This window comes from Thermoflavifilum thermophilum, from assembly GCF_900116565.1.
GTDB lineage: Bacteria > Bacteroidota > Bacteroidia > Chitinophagales > Chitinophagaceae > Thermoflavifilum > Thermoflavifilum thermophilum.
On the sequence record NZ_FPCJ01000001.1, the window covers coordinates 160150 to 177264 of the forward strand.

The following is a 17115-nucleotide window of genomic DNA, read 5'->3' on the forward strand; positions in this document are numbered from 1 at the left end:
ACAAATACGTTTAAAAATTTTCGGCAGCAACTGCGGGTTTTTGTAATTATTTTGCAGATGGAAAAGCCACAACCTGTATGTATGCCGCTGGAAGAACGTTATTCTCTTAAAAAACACAATACTTTCGGTGTAGAAGCCTGTGCGCGTTATTTTGCTCCTATCCGGCAGGTGGAGGAGCTGGAAGAACTGCTGATTGCCGATATGTGGAAATCCATGCCCTTGCTGGTTTTGGGGGAAGGCAGCAATATACTTTTCACGCGCGATGTGGATGGATTGGTGCTGAAAAATGAAATCAAAGGAATAGCCGTGATCCGGGAAACAGCCGATGAGGTATGGCTGAAAGTGGGTGGGGGTGAAAACTGGCATCGGTTTGTGATGTTTTGTGTGGGCAATCACTACGCAGGAGTTGAAAATCTGGCCTTGATACCCGGCAGCGTAGGTGCTGCTCCGGTGCAAAATATCGGAGCCTATGGCGTGGAAGTAAAAGAAGTCGTCGATGAAGTAGTGGCCTGGCATCTGGAAACGCATGAATTATTGCATTTCTCAAATGCGGATTGCGCATTTGGTTATCGCGACAGCATTTTTAAACAAACTTATCGGGGTAAACTAATGATTGTGTGGGTGGTCTTCCGCCTGAGCAAGCATCCCCATTTTCATACGGATTACGCGGCTTTACGTGAGGAACTTCATCGGATGGGGGTAAAAGACTTAAGCCTGAGAATCATTTGCGATGCCGTGATTCGCATTCGCACACGCAAATTACCCGACCCCGCCAAAATTGGCAATGCCGGAAGTTTTTTCAAAAACCCACAAATTCTGGTCGCTCAGTATGGAGAACTCAAAACAAGATTTCCGGATTTGCCCTCTTTCCCGGTGGATGCACACACGGTGAAGATCCCCGCAGCCTGGCTCATTGAGCAATGTGGCTGGAAAGGCTATCGCGAAGGCGATGCCGGCGTGCATTCACATCAAGCCCTGGTACTGGTCAACTATGGAAAAGCTACCGGCCAGCAAATCCTCCAGCTTTCTGAACGCATCCGGCAAAGTGTATATGAACGTTTTGGCATCATGCTGGAAAGAGAAGTGAATGTATGGTGAAGGTAAAAGTCGTTTAGACCATGGTAAATGTAAACAAAAATATAACACACACCGTGGCTATTGATCATCCTGAAATAAACGATAACAGAAACTACAATTATTTAGCCTTTCCGGTAGAAGAAAGACCGGAATACTCCAGAATCGTCAGTATGATACAAGCCAAATCCAGGGTAATTGATTTGGGATGCGGTAACGGTTCGCTGCTGCAAAGGTTAATAAAAGAAAAAGAAGTTAAGGCCTATGGTATAGAACTAAGTGAATCGGGTGTGACCATTTGTAAAGAAAAAGGATTACAGGTGGAGCAAGGTTATATCGATGAACGGCTACCGTTTCAAGAGAATGCATTTGACTATGCAATATGCAATGTAACCATACAGATGGTACGTTATCCGGAAGTACTCCTGACAGAAATGAAACGTATAGCAAAGTATCAAATCATCTCCTTTCCCAATTTTGCTTTCTACAAGAACAGAATAGAAATGATTATAAAAGGCAGGATGCCAAAAAAAATGCTGTTTGGTTATAGCTGGTATAACACGGGGCATATTCATCAGTTATCAATAAAGGATATGATTGAACTTATACAAACAATCGGCGGACTCAAAATAATCAAAATAGATGTAGATGAGACGGGTAAAAAATTAAAAAACAAAATTATTCAACTCTTTCCAAACTTATTTTGTGTGGTTCCCATATTCTTCTTAGAAAAGATAGAAAAATGAAAATAATTCATAAAGCATTAAAAAGAAAAGAGTTTCAGGATAAACCACCGGTTCTGATTGATATTGGTGCTTCTGGGAGTATCCACTCTCGATGGAAAAAAATTGCTCCATACAGTATTTGCCTGACATTTGATCCGGACGCAAGGGACTATAACTATTTTAAGCGAGAACAAAAACACTATAAACAGTTGCACACATTGCGATGTGGAGTAGGAAATCAAGACCGGCCAGAGCGTACTTTTTATCTGACCCGTTCTCCTTATTGTTCAAGCTTCTTAAAACCAAGCATAGAAAAGCTAAAACCTTATTCATTCTCAGAAAAATTTATCGTTGAACATGAGGTAAAATATGAAATGAGAAGCATAAAATCAATATTAAGTGAACTGAATATTTCCTATATTGACTGGTTCAAGTCAGACTCACAAGGGATGGATCTACAAATTTTTAAGTCATCGGGAGAAGAAATCATAGAAAAAGTAATTGCAGCCGAATTTGAACCCGGAATTATGGATGCATATGAAGGGGAAGATAAACTACATGAAGTATTATCATTCATGGAGAAAAAACATTTCTTTCTGAGTGAGCTGAATGTAAAAGGTCCAATTAGGATCCCGCATGAATATTTACAGGAAATTACGCATATCTCATTTCTTAGAAAACTGATAGAAGCCTCTCACAAAAAAATTGCCGGATGGGGCGAAATGCTTTACCTCAATACTTTTGAAACGGATGCTTTAGAAAATACAAGAGACTACATACTTGGCATTGTGATCGCAATGTTAAACCATGAATACGGGTTCGCGTTAGAATTAGCCAGAAAAGCAAAAAAAGAATTTAAAGATGATATCTTAAATGAATTTGAATATCTTTCTGTTCTAAAAATCAAAAATACCATTCTCAGGCTCAAATTTATGGAATCAGTATGGAATAAATTCTTACATAAATAATAATCAGATTCCAATGAACAATAGGCTGTACTTTTGCACACTTTTCGATAGCAATTACCTAACCAGGGGCCTCGTGATGTATGAATCATTAAAAGCATGCTGCAAAGATTTTCACCTTTATATATTTAGTTTTGATGATCGTTCCTTCCAGGTATTGAAATCACTGAACTTAGAAAAAGTTACCTTAATTTCACTATCGGAATTTGAAGATGAAGAGCTGCTGCGCGTAAAACCCACTCGTAGTAGAGCAGAATATTGCTGGACATGCACGTCGTCAACCATTCTCTATTGTCTGGAACAATTTCATTTGCCACATTGCACTTATATTGATGCAGATCTGTATTTCTATCAAGATCCATCCATACTTCTGGATGAGATGGGCGAACATTCCATACTAATTACCGAACATCGATATTCTCCCCAATATGAAAAATCTGCAAAAGCTGGTAAATATTGTGTACAGTTTATCACTTTCAGACGGGATGAGTATGGAATGAAAGCCCTGAAATGGTGGCGGGAACGCTGTTTGGAATGGTGTTACGCCCGGCTGGAAGATGGTAAGTTTGGCGATCAGAAATACCTGGATGACTGGCCTGAACGCTTTGAAAAAGTATGGGTACTGCAGCATCCGGGTGGAGGACTTGCTGCATGGAATATTCAGCAATATGAGGTAATACCTCAAAACAGCAAGTTTATTTGTCGGAATTATCGTACGGGGCAAGTTTTTAAACCCATTTTTTATCATTTTCACTATCTTAGATATTATTCCAACGGAAGCATTGAATTAGGCAGGCGAAAGCTTAGCAAACAAGTTTTGCAATTAATATATCTGCCATACATTTGTAAGTTAGAAAATATGAAACAAAATTTATTGAAAAGAAATATAGGCTTTGATCCCAATGGCCCCACCCCACCGCCAAGTGGAATCAAGCACTTAATAGTGGAAATTTATCGAAGAATAAAAGGAACATATCACGTTTATCCATTGCAAAAATTTACACAAAAATGTGAATAGCATGGCTTACTTAATACACTTAACTACCCACAGTGACAAACGTGGAAATCTAACTGTAATTGAAGACGAGATTCCGTTTGATATAAAACGCATATTTTATATCTACGGAGTAGATGATTCTATGAGAGGCGGACATCGTCATAAAACAACGGTTCAGGCTGCCATCTGCATCCATGGCAGTTGTATTGTATCCAATGATGATGGGGAGAAACAGGAGGATTTTCTGCTTGATCATCCCAGTAAATGTTTGATTCTGGAAACAAAAGACTGGCATGTGATGCATCATTTCACCCCGGATGCTGTATTGCTTGTACTTGCTTCCACAAAATTTGATCCTTCAGATTATATTTACGAGCCTTATATGCATAAAACATGATCCCTTACGAAAACCTGGGTGCAGTCAACAAACCATTCTTTGAGGAGCTAAAACAATCATTTGCTTCCACTCTGGAAAGCGGATGGTATATACTCGGCCATCAAGTAAAATCATTTGAACAAGCATTCGCAGATTTTCTGGGTGTTAAACATTGCATCGGAGTTGCTAATGGGTTAGAAGCTTTGTTTCTTTCATTAAAAGCATTTGACTTTAAACCAGGATCCGAAGTTATTGTTCCATCCAATACATACATTGCTACGATCCTTTCCATTCTGCATGCCGGATTAAAACCTGTACTGGTAGAACCAGATATCCGCACTTATAATATTGACGCAAACCGAATTGAAGAAGCCATAACACCTCGAACCTGTGCTGTGATGATTGTGCATCTGTACGGCAAATGTTGTGAAATGGATAAAATCAAGAAGATATGTAGCCAGCATCAGCTGAAATTGATTGAAGATTGTGCACAGTCACACGGTGCAGCTTTTAAAAAACAATTATCCGGTACATTTGGAGAATTTGGTGCTTTTAGTTTTTATCCAACCAAAAATCTCGGCGCATTGGGTGATGCAGGTGCTGTTACTACATCTGATCCTGATCTTGCAAAAAGAATTAGCACGCTGCGAAATTATGGATCAGAAAAAAAATACTATAATGATTTAATTGGTTATAACTCCAGGCTGGATGAAGTACAAGCTGCTTTTTTGCTGGTTAAATTAAAACACCTTGAAGAAATCAACAACCACAAAAGAAAGCTGGCTGCTATTTATCACCAACATCTCAAGGAAGACTTCATAAAACCCTTTGTACATGCGGATTATTTAGACGTGTATCACATCTTCAACATCCGCCATCCGAAAAGGGATCAGCTGAAAAAATATTTGATAGACCACGGTATTCAAACAGAAATTCATTATCCTGTTCCCCCGCATAAGCAGAAAGCAATGCAGGGCGTATTACCTGCACATATATCTTTCCCCATTTCAGAAGAAATTCATCGTACTACATTGAGCCTTCCTTGTTCTACTGCACATTCGGAAGAAGATATTTATCGGGTAGTGGAAATCATGAATAAGTTCTAATATAATTTGACTTTAAACCCCCAAATAAAGAGTATGTGTATTTGAATCATAATTTTTCATAAATAATCTTTGCAATTCTTTCCGCAGCATGGCCATCCCAATATTCAGGAATCCGACCATGGGGGCGGTTCCCATTGAGAATCTCCATTACTGTTTGCTTAATCCGTGTAGGATTAGTTCCTGCAAGTCGGTTGGTACCTGTTTCTACGGTAACCGGACGTTCGGTATTGTTTCGCACGGTGATGCAAGGAATTTGCAGAAAAGTGGTTTCTTCCTGAATGCCTCCACTGTCGGTAATCACCAGCGCTGCATGCTGCACCAGCTGCATAAAATCAAGATATCCCAGGGGTTCAGTAATGATTACATTTGTAGGAATCATATCCTCCAGCGAAAACTCATGAATTTTTTTTCTTGTTCGCGGATGAACGGGAAAAATAATTTTTTTCAGGGATGCTATTTCACGAAGCAGGCCAATCAGCTCTTGTAATTCTTCCCGATGATCTACATTCGAGGGCCTGTGCAGGGTAACCAGTATATATTCGCCCGGCTGGCAATGCAGGGTTTGCAAAATTTTAGATTGGGCTATTTTGGGAAGATAATACAATAAGCTATCAATCATCACATTTCCCACAAAAAATATTTTTTCCTGAGGAATACCTTCCTTTTCTAAATTCCGAACTCCGGATGGCTCGCTGACAAACAGATAATCGGCCAAGGCATCGGTCAGCAACCGGTTGATTTCTTCAGGCATAGTGCGATCAAAACTTCTTAAGCCGGCTTCTACGTGAGCAATGGGAATAAGAAATCGTGAGGCTATCAGGCTGCAGGCAACCGTGGAGTTTACATCTCCCACTACAATTACCAGATCAGGACGTTCGGATTGCACTATTTTTTCAAAACCCAGCATAATGCCTGCCAGCTGTTCTGCATGCGAGCCGGATCCCACACCCAAATAAAAATCTGGCCTGGGCAATTCCAGTTCTTCAAAAAATATGCTTGACATGCGGTCATCATAATGCTGGCCGGTATGGCAAATGAGATGTTGAATATCTGTGTATTGCTGAAAAGCTCTGAAAAGCGGAGCGACCTTCATGAAATTAGGCCTGGCACCTACTACGGAAATGATTTTTTTCATGCGAGGCAATTTACCTTATTCACGCGATTTTGCCTATCTGCAGGTGAATCAACCTGCCTGCGGCAGGCAGGTAGAATCAAGTTTGCAATGAATGTTGAAAATCTTTTTCTCTTTTTCGGGCTATGGCATCCCAGCTAAAAAGCATGTGTACTTTTTGTGCGCCGATGCGGCCCATTTCTTTTCTGACCTGAGGATCCGAAAGCATGAGGATCTTTTCTGCCAGATCCACGAAATTGTTTTCTTCATACAACAAACCATTTCTTCCCGGTATTTCTGCACAGGGATCCACCCGCTCTTTCACCTGTGTGCGGTTGCTGATGATGATGGGCAATCCGCAGGCCGCTGCATCCAGCTGACTGGTAGATTCCTGCCGCGGCCACACGCCAATATCGGCCGCCCGATAAAAGGTGGGTAGTTCATGCACAGGCACGAATGGATGCACCACACAACCCTTCATTGATTGAATAGCCTCTATATCGTGCTTGGTGCCACTCCCTACAAATAATGCCTTAATATGTTGATAGGCAGGTCCTTTTTCATGCAAATAATGGACAGCTTGTGCCAGGCAGAAAGGATTTTTATCGGGCGTAAATCTACCCGTGTAGATGCATACAATATCATCATCGTTAAATCCCAAAGCTTTTCTCTTTCGCAGTCTCTGTTGCTGCTCATCGGCTGAGGCAACAGGCCTGAACATCTCAGTATCTACACCCAGCGATTCAATTTCAATTTTTTCAGGGGGCACCAGAAAATATCGTTGCGAAATTTCTGCCACATCTTTGGCAATCGCATAATGTTTTATCGTGATAGCATTGATAAATGCGAGCTTCCGGGGAAACTGAAGCAAATAATGTTTTAGCCAGGTCTTAGGATGATGCATGTTAAATACCGAGGCATGCACATGGCTTTCTGTAAAAAAACGAATACCTAATTCACGTGCAACCCTGGCTGCTTCATAGCAGGTCTGGGAATACAAATGAAATACATTGATAACATCTGGATGAAGGTGTGCGATTGTTTCTTGTAGTCCTTTCATCATGATCACATTCACCAGTGGTGGCTTAACGAGCGGAAGCCGGTGCAACAGATAACCATCAATTTTTTTTGTACCGGGCTTTACAATATTGGGACCCAGAAAAGGTTCGTATGTTTTCCGGTAATGAGGTGCATTGAAATACACCTGAGCTGTGGATGAGACTACATGTACCTCATGACCCAATTTGGCCATGGCTTTGGGTAGAAAGTTTTCGGAATAACCCATCCCTTCGGAATACATCTCTGTTAAAAATAAAATTTTCATGCAGCAACATTTAACTTTTATCTCTCGCAAGCCCGTCTGCTTGCAAGCAGGCCTGCCTGTCCGGCAGGCAGGCATAAATCAGCTCTGCAATTTTATGAATCTGTATCTCCTGCGTATAATGCTGTTCAATATGTTTTCTGGCTGTTTCACCCAACTCTTTTGCCAACCCAGGATTGGTTGCAAGTTCTATCATGTATTTTGCCATCCCTTGTACATCTCCTTCTTCCACCAAAAAACCGGTTTTTTCATGAATCACTGCTTCAGGAATACCTGCATGGTAAGTACTGATGACGGGCAAACCACACGCAGCAGCTTCTAAAATCGAATTAGGTGTTCCCTCCTTATCACCATCAGGCGCTGTAACAGAATGTTGTACAAATGCGCGTGCCTGGTGCAATAATTGTTTGATTTCATCGGGGGTCAATACGCCCGCAAAGGTAATCTTGTTCTGTATGCCCAGTTTTGTAGCCAGTTTTTGGCATTCCACCATAAGCTCTCCATCACCTACCATAATCAATCGCGCTTCAGGAACAGCTTGCACAACTTTTTCAAATGCCCGGATGGTGTGGTGTGGAGCTTTCTTTGCTGTAAAACGTCCTACAGCTACAAATACGGGCGGATTCAATTCTGGCTTTCCGGGTGTAAAAAATGAAAGGTCTATGCCGTAAGGGATATTTTTTACTTTCTGCGGCTCAGCTCCCAGCCGAATCAGTTGTTTCTTCATGTCTTCCGATACGGCAATGATATAACGGGCATAAGTAAACATTTCTTTATAAGAAGCTGCGTATTGCTGCAAGGTATCGTGATGAAAAGCATCGAATCCATGAAAATGAACAATCAGGGGAACATTCACTTGTGCACAGGCTTTCCATATTTTAGCTCCCGTGATGCCATAATTAGCCACCACTACCTGAATATGCTTTCTTCTGAAAAATTGTTTCAGCCCATATAAACTAAAAAAGTTACCCTCCGAATGAAAAACATTTTTCATGAATATATGCATCAGAAAAAAGGGAACGGGATTTAATAATTTATCCGATTCATCTCTTTGTGGAAGCCAATTTTGGTAAATGAATGTTACCTGATCGCTTCCCCAAAAAGATTGCAAACCTTTAATCTGTTGCCTGATGAAAGTTTCTGAATAAGAATAATTACCTGCCTTACTGGTAGGCGAATTAGGTTGAGTGATGCATATCTTCATGAACTCATCGTTTTTTGGCTACAATCATAAACACACATGCATCCTTTTTACGATGGTTGGCTGTGTGAAACGAATCGGCCATCGCTATTCTAAACTGCATGACGGGTACAAAAAACCATTTTATGAAAAAAGGTAATCGAAACAAAAATGCATCTTGCAACAATTGCAAACCCACAGAAGCAAGACCTTGTATGCCTATTATGTCGATTATTTCAAAACCATTTTCTTGTATAATCTTTTGCAACCCGGCAGATGTCCATCGCCAATAATCAACCGGATCCGGATGATACATCCAGATACCATGTGTAGATAAGATCAACAAACCATGTTTTTTCATGACTCTACAGGCTTCGCGGAGATACAAATCTGGATTCGTAACATGTTCTAATACCTGTGTAGAAAGGATAACATCTGCATAACCATCATTGAGCGGCAAACGGCCCTGTTCATCCAATACAATTTGGGCGGCCTTATTTAAAGCAATATCCGCTCCCACATATTGTTTTACATAAGGGGCAAACAATGTTCGATAGGGCATGCTGCCACATCCATAATCCACTAAAACCTCATACCTGCCTGTCCGATAGGCAGGCTCGCCTGCTGGCAGGCAGGACTGTTGGGTATCGGATTGAAAATATTTCTGGATGACAAATTGAATAGCTTTTTTCAATTGCTTGAGATGATAATAACGAGGATGAAAAATGTTAGGATGCAGGCGATCGTGCATCTCTCGGTCAATGGATTGCTGGTTGCGTTCTTGAGCCATATACGCGTGGTTGGGCCTGACTATTCGGCAGGCAGGTCTGTTTTGCCCATCAAAAATATTATTTTTGGCTTTCACAACCCTGCCTGATGGCAGGCCGTCGAAAAACAGATTCATGGGTATTGTCAGGCGGCAAAGCATTCAATCCACCGTTTTTATTTATGCAGGATTTGCTATTGGTGCATGTAATGTGCTGGTGCTGTTTACCCATTTTCTGAGTCCCGAACAATTCGGATTGATTCAGTTGATGGTAAATGCTGCAGCCCTGATGGCGGCCCTGGCTACTTTGGGTACAGTGCCTGTGGTAAATAAATTTTTTCCTTTTTACCAGGATTATCTGAAACCTCATAAAAATGATCTACCACTGCTGGTAATCAGCATCTGTCTGCTGGGTTTCGGATTATTCGTACTGGCTGGATGGCTGGGCAAATCGCTTATCATCCGTAAGTTTTCCGGCAATTCGGCTTTGTTTGTGCAATATTATTGCTGGCTGTTCCCCATGGTGTTCTTCATGTTGTTTTTTGCTTTGCTGGAGAGCTTTGCCTGGGGATTGCGCAAAACCGTACTCACCAACGTGCTCCGCGAAACGGTTGTACGCCTGTATGGCACCCTGTTGATTGTACTGGTTGCCCTGCATGGGATATCGGTGGATGCATTCATCAAATTGTACAGTGGATTGTTTGCCATTCCAGTGATTGTGGTGCTGGTAGTATTGATCCGCAGCGGACAGTTTCATTTGTATGTGGGTATCAGCTCCGTAACCCGCAGGCTGTGGAAACGGATGCTGACTTTTAGCCTGTATGTGTTCAGCAGCAGTGTGTTCAACGTATTTGCTAAAACGGTTGAAATATTTTTCATTTCCAGTATCAACGGACTGGCACAAACAGGCGTGTATTCCATAGCCGATTATATCATCCGGGTGATGGAAGTACCGCAGCGGGGCATGGCTTCCGTTACCACTCCCCTGCTGGCTGTACACTGGAAAAACAAGGATTATCAGGAAATTGAGAAGCTTTATCAGAAATCCTCAGCTACTTTGCTGATAGCCGGACTGGCCATTCTGGGATTGATCTGCACGGATCTACCGGATATTCAGCATTTTCTACCTGAAAAATACCGTGGGATTACCTGGGTGGTATGGATTCTGGGTGCAGGCAAACTGATGGATCTGGGCACAGGCGTGAATAACCAGGTGATTCAAACTTCCCATTTCTGGAAATTTGATTTTTATACGAATATTTTCTTTACGGTTGTATCCATTGTGCTGAATTATTTTCTGGTGCATCGTTTCGGGATGATAGGTGCAGCCATCACAGCAGCTCTTTCGCTGACGCTTTTTAATCTCATGCGTTGTGTGTTTATCTACTTGCGTTTCCGGATGCAGCCTTTCCGTTGGGCAACAGCTGGTATTGTGCTATCGGGCATTGCAGCGTTCGCGATTGCGAAATCCATTCCGTTGCCTTTCGGTAATGATCCCCAAAACAAAGTGCTTATCTATCTGATCGACGCTGCCACAAGAGGCATCGTCTATATCGGCTTGTTTGGCGGCGCTGTGTTGTATTTCCGCTTTTCGGAGGATGTGAATCAGTTGGCTGAAAAATGGAAACACATCTTGTATCAATACGGACAAAAACTCATGCAAACCCTCTTCAAATAGCTTTCAAACCCCTTTGAATATTCATTAAATACTGGGCCAATTTGCAGGTAAAGCAGCTGCAATGTGGATGACTTCCAGTCAGCAGTTCATTTCATTTCCACACAAAGGTAGCTACAGCGCCAGCCGGAAGCGTGGGGCTTACCTGTTTGCCCCGAAAGGAAATCTGAAAAGCTTGATCAGCTGACGACGGGTTGTACACAATGAGCACCTTGTAGCCGTCGGGTGTCAGAAAAGCCACATTGGGCAGGGCTGGCAGATCAGTGGAATATACCCGCACCGATCCGGAGGGAACAAATTTGGATGCATGGGCAATGGAATAATAAGATGAATTGCGGACAATGTCGCTCCCAATGGTTAAAGCACCCAAACAGCTGGAACAACCTCCAGGCGTATGGGGCTGGTAATTGGGATCGGCTGCCAGATTCCACTTGATCACACAGCGGCTCCAATTGCGCGTGGCGCCGATAATCAGGTTCTGGATATCCCAGGCCAGATTGGGACCAAACTGGTCGGGCCCGCCGGTCCATTGTTCGGTGAAATACACATTTTTATCGGGATAGGCATCGTGCACCTGCGTTAAAGCCGCGATGTTGCCGGCATAAAGATGAAAAGCTGAACCATCAACATATTGCCGAGCAATGGAATCTTGCAAGATAGTGAGTGGATAATCGGGCCGGTCGCAATTGTGATCATACACCACGATTTTAGTAGGCAGCCCGGCCCGGCGCAGTGCCGGACCTAAATAATCCCTCACAAAACGCAATTCTTCCTCAGCCTGCATCACCATGCTGGGATTGTTGCCGCCATACAAGGGCTCGTTTTGCGGCGTAATGGCTTCAATGGGAATGCCCTGTGCTTGCATGGCCTGGAGGTATTTTACAAAATAACGGGCATACACGCCATAAAATGCGGTGTCGAGGCTGCCGCCTATGAGGCTGTGATTGGTTTTCATCCAGGCCGGAGCCGACCAGGGTGTGGCGATGATATGCAAATGCGGATTGATCTGTACAATCTTTTGCAGCACGGGAATCAAATCATACTGATCGGCTCCCAGGTTGAAATATTGCAGAGCGGTATCAGTTTGGCCGGCCGGCATATCATCGTAAGTAAAAGCAGCACGATTCAGATCGGAAGCGCCAATGCTGATGCGGATGTAGCTGATGTGAATGGAATTACTGTCGTTGCCAAACAATTCCTGCAATAAGGCGTTTTGCTGGTTTGGGGGTAATTTGTTGATGAGATAGGCACTACCACCGGTAAGGGCAAATCCAAATCCATCCATAGTTTGAAAGGTTTGTGTGGTATCCACTTCAATCACGGGCTGATGGATGGGAGCAGCGGAAAACAGCAAGGCTACGTTTTGCCGGGCCAGCAACTGGCTGCGATCGGGTGTGGTGAGATAGAAAGCCACATCGGTCTGTACCGGTGGCGAAGGAGTGGAGGGTGTGCTATCGGCTGGTGGTTGGGCCTGCGCGTGGGAGGGCGTTGATTTGGCACAACCTACATATCCTATGCTGCTAATCAGTGCAATGGTACATACAACCCGCAAGCTACGGGGAAAAATCCACGACCAGAAACCCTGTCGCCGGGGTTTGTGTGCCGGATTGAAACTGTTTTGCATTTTTAACTGTTTAAATAGATCCCTCGACAGGCTCGGGATAAGGACGTACAATAAAAAAACCATCATTCCTAATAAAACCCTCATCCCAAGCGAATAAACATCATGATTGCTATTAAACGACTATCATCCACCTAAGTAAAACCATCGTTCATTCATAAAAACCCTCATGCCCAATTAAAACCATCAACTCAACCTAAGATAAACCCTTCTTCCTGATAACACCGTTGTTCCGGGCGAAGCGAAGCATCTCCTTAACCCACCTCATCGGCCAAAACATCTCCCATGCAACATTACGGGAGGGGTTGTCAGGTAACTGACCCACAGCATGATACCCGGAATAGCCGCCTTCGCATCGGACTTAATTTTTCTGAAATACCCGTACATAGTCCACAAACATGCGCTGCGGGAAGGTCGTGGTAGCGTCGGGAGGTCCCGGCCAGTTGCCGCCCACAGCCACATTGAAAATGAAAAAGAAAGGCTGATCAAACGGATAGGGCCCATCGCTCAAATCCTGCCGCGAAGCTTTTACATAAGGGATATCATCCACCCATATCTGCAGCGAATCGGCACTCCACAACAGGCTGAACACATGAAAGGCTTGCGAAAAATCACCCTGGGTTAGATTGTACACATTGTTGAAGGTGCCTTCACTGCCATCGGCTTTTTTCCAATGAAAAGAGCCCACCACCTGGCGTGGATTTTTGCCAATCAGTTCCATGATATCGATTTCACCACATTGCGGCCACCCTACTTGCTTGATATTGCTGCCCAGCATCCAAAGCGCCGGCCACAGGCCCTGCGCCACAGGCAGCTTGGCACGAATGTCGATCCGGCCATATTGAAATGCATGTTTGCCCTGCGTGGTGATGCGGGCGGAGGTGTACGCGTTATTGCCGTAGCTTTCGTTGCGCGCTTCGATAATCAGTTTGCCATTGGACAGAAACACATTTTGCGGCCGGGAAGTGTAATATTCCAGTTCCTGATTGCCCCAGCCATTGCCACCGATTTCGTAGTTCCAATCATTATCCGACAGGCTGGTTTCATCAAACTCATCGTGCCAGACCAGCTGATAGCCAGGATATGAGAGGGGCGATGTATAACCCGAATCGCTGGTGGGCAGATAGAGCAAATCCTGATTTAGGATGGTAGCAGTGGCTTTGTTTTTAGCCAATGTGGCATGTTGCGGATGGGACAACACCAGGTAAAAAGTCTGGTTTGGCTGGCGCAAACTATCGGCTATCACGGTTATATCCACGTAAGCCTGTGTGCTGCCGGGTGCAAAATGCAGGGTACCGCTATCGGGTATAAAATCTTTGCCTGCGACGGCTGTACCCGCCTCGGTGTGGTAGTTGACCGTGATTTCCTGCGTGGATGCAGCTGATAAACCTATGTAGAAGCGAAAGCTGATGTTCTGCGCAGGCTGACGGGCCAGCGTTACATCGGAAACGGTGATGGCAGGTTGATTCCCATCGGAAGGCGCAGGGTTGTTCGACGACTTGCTGCAGGAATAAACCATCTGCAAACCGCAACTCATCCACAAAAAAAGCCAGCGTAGTTTCATGATATCAAGTTTAAAAAGTAAATAGGGTCTTCATAAATAGAACAAAACCAAAACACTTCTTGCACGAAGAAGTATGATGCACAGTCTTAAAAGCGAATCATTAATTCACACTCCGCAAGGTGTAGGTCCACCACACCGGATTGTTAGGATCCTGGCTATCATTGATGCCCAGCTTGAGCACATCAAATCCGGCCGGATCGTGATACATATCCAGAATATCGTATGTGATGGAATTCACTACCGGAGCGGTTTTGGTTTCACCCTGGTTGGTAACTTTGGCCAAACCGATATGGGCGCCTAAGCCAATCACTTTCAGCTGGCCCTTCTTGGCTACACCCGTTCCTTCAATCACCTGATAACGGAAAGTACCCGACGCCCAAGGCTTTTGAGCCGGTGGCAGGTCGGCATTCACATCGCAGCTCCAATTAGCCTTTCCGAGATAATCTTCGGTATAAAAATCCCCCTTGTTGTCATACTCAAAAGTGCCGTTGGCATCAAAGTAAAAAGTGTAGGTGTCATTAAAATCGCATACGCGCGGGCCGGTTACGTCGGAAGCCGGATTGCCCCACCAGCTGCCATCGTCAGGATTAGGCCCCACTTTGTAGGCATAAGCTTCGGGTGCAAATTGCCAGGTCTTGGAAGTACAGCCAGCAATGAAGCCCAGCACCGAATTCTGGCAGGCAGTGGGATCATTGTTGTTGATGGTCACTTTTTGTTCGGCAGAATCCAGTCCGCCATGCGCCGCTACGATTAATTTAATGGTATAGGTGCCGGCAAAAGTGAAACGAAAATGGGCCGAATCGCCTTCAGCTGTTTGCTGGGTTTCTTCCACCGTCCAGTACGGTATGGATACCGAGCCATACTTGCCTACTGGCGGTGTGGTATTCACCAGTGTAATGGTGTTCTGATCACCCCCGCCAATGATTTGAAAGCTGGCTTGGGACGGGGCTCCCAGCGAAATGTCTTTTAAATCATCGGGGCGGCAATTGCTGAGCATCACGGCCAGCAGGCCAATGAACAGGATGGCGATGAGGAAATATGGAAGATGATAACGTTTCATGGTGAAAAGTTTTAAGTCAACAATCAATAACCCGGATTTTGTTTCAATTGGGTATTGTTCATTTCAACCAATGGAATAGGCAATAATTCATGTTTGCCCGCCTGGAATCCCTTGAAGGCCAGCACGGAAGGAGCCCATCCCAGGCGCACCAGGTCGAACCAACGATGGCCTTCGGTAGCCAGCTCAATCATGCGTTCGTGATAGATGTTTTTCAGCGTAGGCGCTACATTGCCCAATCCTACACGCGCTCTGACTGCATTGAGCAACATGCTGGCCTTAGCCAGATCGCCACCACCGCGCACCAGCGCTTCAGCTTCGAGTAAATAGGTATCAGCCAGGCGAATCTCGATGTAATCATTCGGGAAATTGAGCTCGGGTTGACCGGTAGTGGACACGTATTTAGCCAGGGGAGCATATTTTTGAATGAAATAGCCCGTGTTATCATAGCCCGGGGTATAACTCCTGCCAGGAGCCGCATTCACAATGCTATCTATATCAGCAACGGTGTATGGATAACGGGGATCGCCCTTCAGGCTATCAACAAAGCTGGGGATAATGGGATTAAAACTCCATCCTCCCGACCAGTAAATAGGTCCGCTATAGCTGCGCGGTCCCACCATCTGGGTATAAACATTTCCCAGAAAATTAGGCCAGTTGCCCCATCCGGCATTCTGAGCTCCGGTGTGTACGATTTCGAGGATGGATTCGCTGTTAAACTTGTTATCCGGACTGAAGATATCCGGGAAATTGGGCACCAGGTGATAATAACCCGAAAAGTTCACGCTGTCCAGATAAGCTGCAGCTTCCAGCATACGGGAATTGTTATTGGGTCCGGCTTCCCACATGATCACCTTTCCCATGAGGGCATAGGCTGCTCCTTTGGTGGCCCGCCCCCCTTCATCGGGAATATTTACGGTCCAGGGTAGATCAGGAATGGCCTCTTTCAGGTCGGTTTCAATCTGATGATAGACCGAATCCACCGGCGCCTGGGTTTGCTTGTAGATTTCTTCCGTAGCCAGAGGATGGGTGATGAGCGGAATGTTTTTAAACAGGCGCACCAGCCAGAAATAGTAATATGCCCGGAGGAATTTGGCTTCGGCAATGTAGCGGGCTTTGGTAGCTGGATCAAGCCCCTGCACGCCATCTATTTTGGAGAGGAATATATTCACGCGGTAAATACCGGTGTAGTTTCTGTCCCAGAATCCTGCCTGAGGACCCAGTGCCGGCGTGAGGGTGTAGTTGTTCCACACTTGCCAGAATGCCATATCGGTGGGACCTCCGCCACCGGCATAACATTCATCGGATGCGGAATTCAAGGGGCCCAGCGGGTCAATATAGGTATTGTCGCTGCTGCCAGCTTCCCAACCCATGGGGTTATAAGCCGCCACCAGGGCTGCAAAAGCCTGGTCGGGGGTTTGGTAATAATTCGACTCTAACTGCAATCCTTTGGGTTGCACTTCCAAAAAGCTCTTGCTGCAGGCTGTAACCAGCACAGCCAATAATGGAAGCAGGAATGCAGATATGATAAAGTTGCGTTTCATGGTCATCCATTTTTGAACGGTGTTAGCAATAAT

15 protein-coding genes are annotated in these 17115 nt (G+C 44.5%); 7 read left to right on the forward strand and 8 right to left on the reverse strand.

The genetic code is table 11. The annotated features are described in order from the left end of the window. The first annotated feature begins 57 nt into the window (after window positions 1-57). Genes murB through BM367_RS00635 form a run of 6 tightly spaced genes read left to right on the forward strand, consistent with a single transcriptional unit; the run spans window position 58 to window position 5243 of the window. Window positions 58-1098, forward strand: a complete 1041-nt coding sequence (murB, locus tag BM367_RS00610; RefSeq protein WP_245759858.1) for a UDP-N-acetylmuramate dehydrogenase — start codon at window positions 58-60, stop codon at window positions 1096-1098. A gap of 20 nt (window positions 1099-1118) precedes the next feature. Further along, the gene (locus BM367_RS00615) at window positions 1119-1820 is read left to right on the forward strand and encodes a methionine biosynthesis protein MetW (RefSeq protein WP_092456264.1); all 702 of its coding nucleotides are present in this window, start codon (window positions 1119-1121) and stop codon (window positions 1818-1820) included. Then, window positions 1817-2767 (forward strand): FkbM family methyltransferase, encoded by a 951-nt coding sequence (locus tag BM367_RS00620; protein ID WP_092456267.1) that lies wholly within the window; start codon window positions 1817-1819, stop codon window positions 2765-2767. Before BM367_RS00615 ends, BM367_RS00620 begins: the two co-directional genes overlap by 4 nt. A gap of 13 nt (window positions 2768-2780) precedes the next feature. Continuing rightward, on the forward strand, window positions 2781-3782 hold the full coding sequence (locus BM367_RS00625) for a glycosyl transferase (protein ID WP_092456270.1): 1002 nt from the start codon (window positions 2781-2783) through the stop codon (window positions 3780-3782). Between the two features lies 1 nt (window position 3783). After that, on the forward strand, window positions 3784-4158 hold the full coding sequence (locus BM367_RS00630; protein WP_092456274.1) for a sugar 3,4-ketoisomerase: 375 nt from the start codon (window positions 3784-3786) through the stop codon (window positions 4156-4158). Further along, window positions 4155-5243, forward strand: coding sequence for a DegT/DnrJ/EryC1/StrS family aminotransferase (locus BM367_RS00635; protein WP_092456276.1), 1089 nt, complete (start codon window positions 4155-4157; stop codon window positions 5241-5243). The genes BM367_RS00630 and BM367_RS00635 overlap by 4 nt, the downstream gene beginning before the upstream one ends. Before the next feature lie 46 nt (window positions 5244-5289). On the opposite strand, the gene wecB is transcribed toward BM367_RS00635, so the two are convergent. The 4 genes from wecB to BM367_RS00655 form a co-directional block, all read right to left on the reverse strand. Continuing rightward, a complete protein-coding gene (wecB, locus tag BM367_RS00640) occupies window positions 5290-6378 on the reverse strand; it encodes a non-hydrolyzing UDP-N-acetylglucosamine 2-epimerase (protein WP_092456279.1) in 1089 nt (362 codons plus the stop codon). Window positions 6379-6454: 76 nt separating this feature from the next. Next, window positions 6455-7678, reverse strand: a complete 1224-nt coding sequence (locus BM367_RS00645) for a glycosyltransferase family 4 protein (protein WP_177224049.1) — start codon at window positions 7676-7678, stop codon at window positions 6455-6457. A gap of 10 nt (window positions 7679-7688) precedes the next feature. Next, on the reverse strand, window positions 7689-8669 hold the full coding sequence (locus tag BM367_RS00650; protein ID WP_222842543.1) for a glycosyltransferase: 981 nt from the start codon (window positions 8667-8669) through the stop codon (window positions 7689-7691). A gap of 214 nt (window positions 8670-8883) precedes the next feature. Continuing rightward, window positions 8884-9645: a class I SAM-dependent methyltransferase gene (locus BM367_RS00655; RefSeq protein ID WP_092460843.1), complete on the reverse strand. Its 762-nt coding sequence runs from the start codon at window positions 9643-9645 to the stop codon at window positions 8884-8886. Window positions 9646-9757: 112 nt separating this feature from the next. Here BM367_RS00655 and BM367_RS00660 point away from each other — a divergent pair, with 112 nt between their 5' ends. Beyond that, window positions 9758-11299: a lipopolysaccharide biosynthesis protein gene (locus tag BM367_RS00660; protein ID WP_092456288.1), complete on the forward strand. Its 1542-nt coding sequence runs from the start codon at window positions 9758-9760 to the stop codon at window positions 11297-11299. Window positions 11300-11390: 91 nt separating this feature from the next. Here BM367_RS00660 and BM367_RS00665 read toward each other — a convergent pair whose 3' ends face one another. From BM367_RS00665 to BM367_RS00680, 4 genes are all read right to left on the reverse strand, one after another. Beyond that, a complete protein-coding gene (locus tag BM367_RS00665) occupies window positions 11391-12920 on the reverse strand; it encodes a glycoside hydrolase family 30 protein (protein ID WP_092456291.1) in 1530 nt (509 codons plus the stop codon). A 358-nt stretch (window positions 12921-13278) separates the two neighbouring features. Continuing rightward, the gene (locus BM367_RS00670; RefSeq protein ID WP_092456295.1) at window positions 13279-14481 is read right to left on the reverse strand and encodes a family 16 glycosylhydrolase; all 1203 of its coding nucleotides are present in this window, start codon (window positions 14479-14481) and stop codon (window positions 13279-13281) included. Window positions 14482-14581: 100 nt separating this feature from the next. Further along, a complete protein-coding gene (locus BM367_RS00675; RefSeq protein WP_092456298.1) occupies window positions 14582-15541 on the reverse strand; it encodes a hypothetical protein in 960 nt (319 codons plus the stop codon). A 23-nt stretch (window positions 15542-15564) separates the two neighbouring features. Further along, window positions 15565-17082, reverse strand: a complete 1518-nt coding sequence (locus BM367_RS00680; RefSeq protein ID WP_222842544.1) for a RagB/SusD family nutrient uptake outer membrane protein — start codon at window positions 17080-17082, stop codon at window positions 15565-15567. Between the last annotated feature and the right edge of the window lie 33 nt (window positions 17083-17115).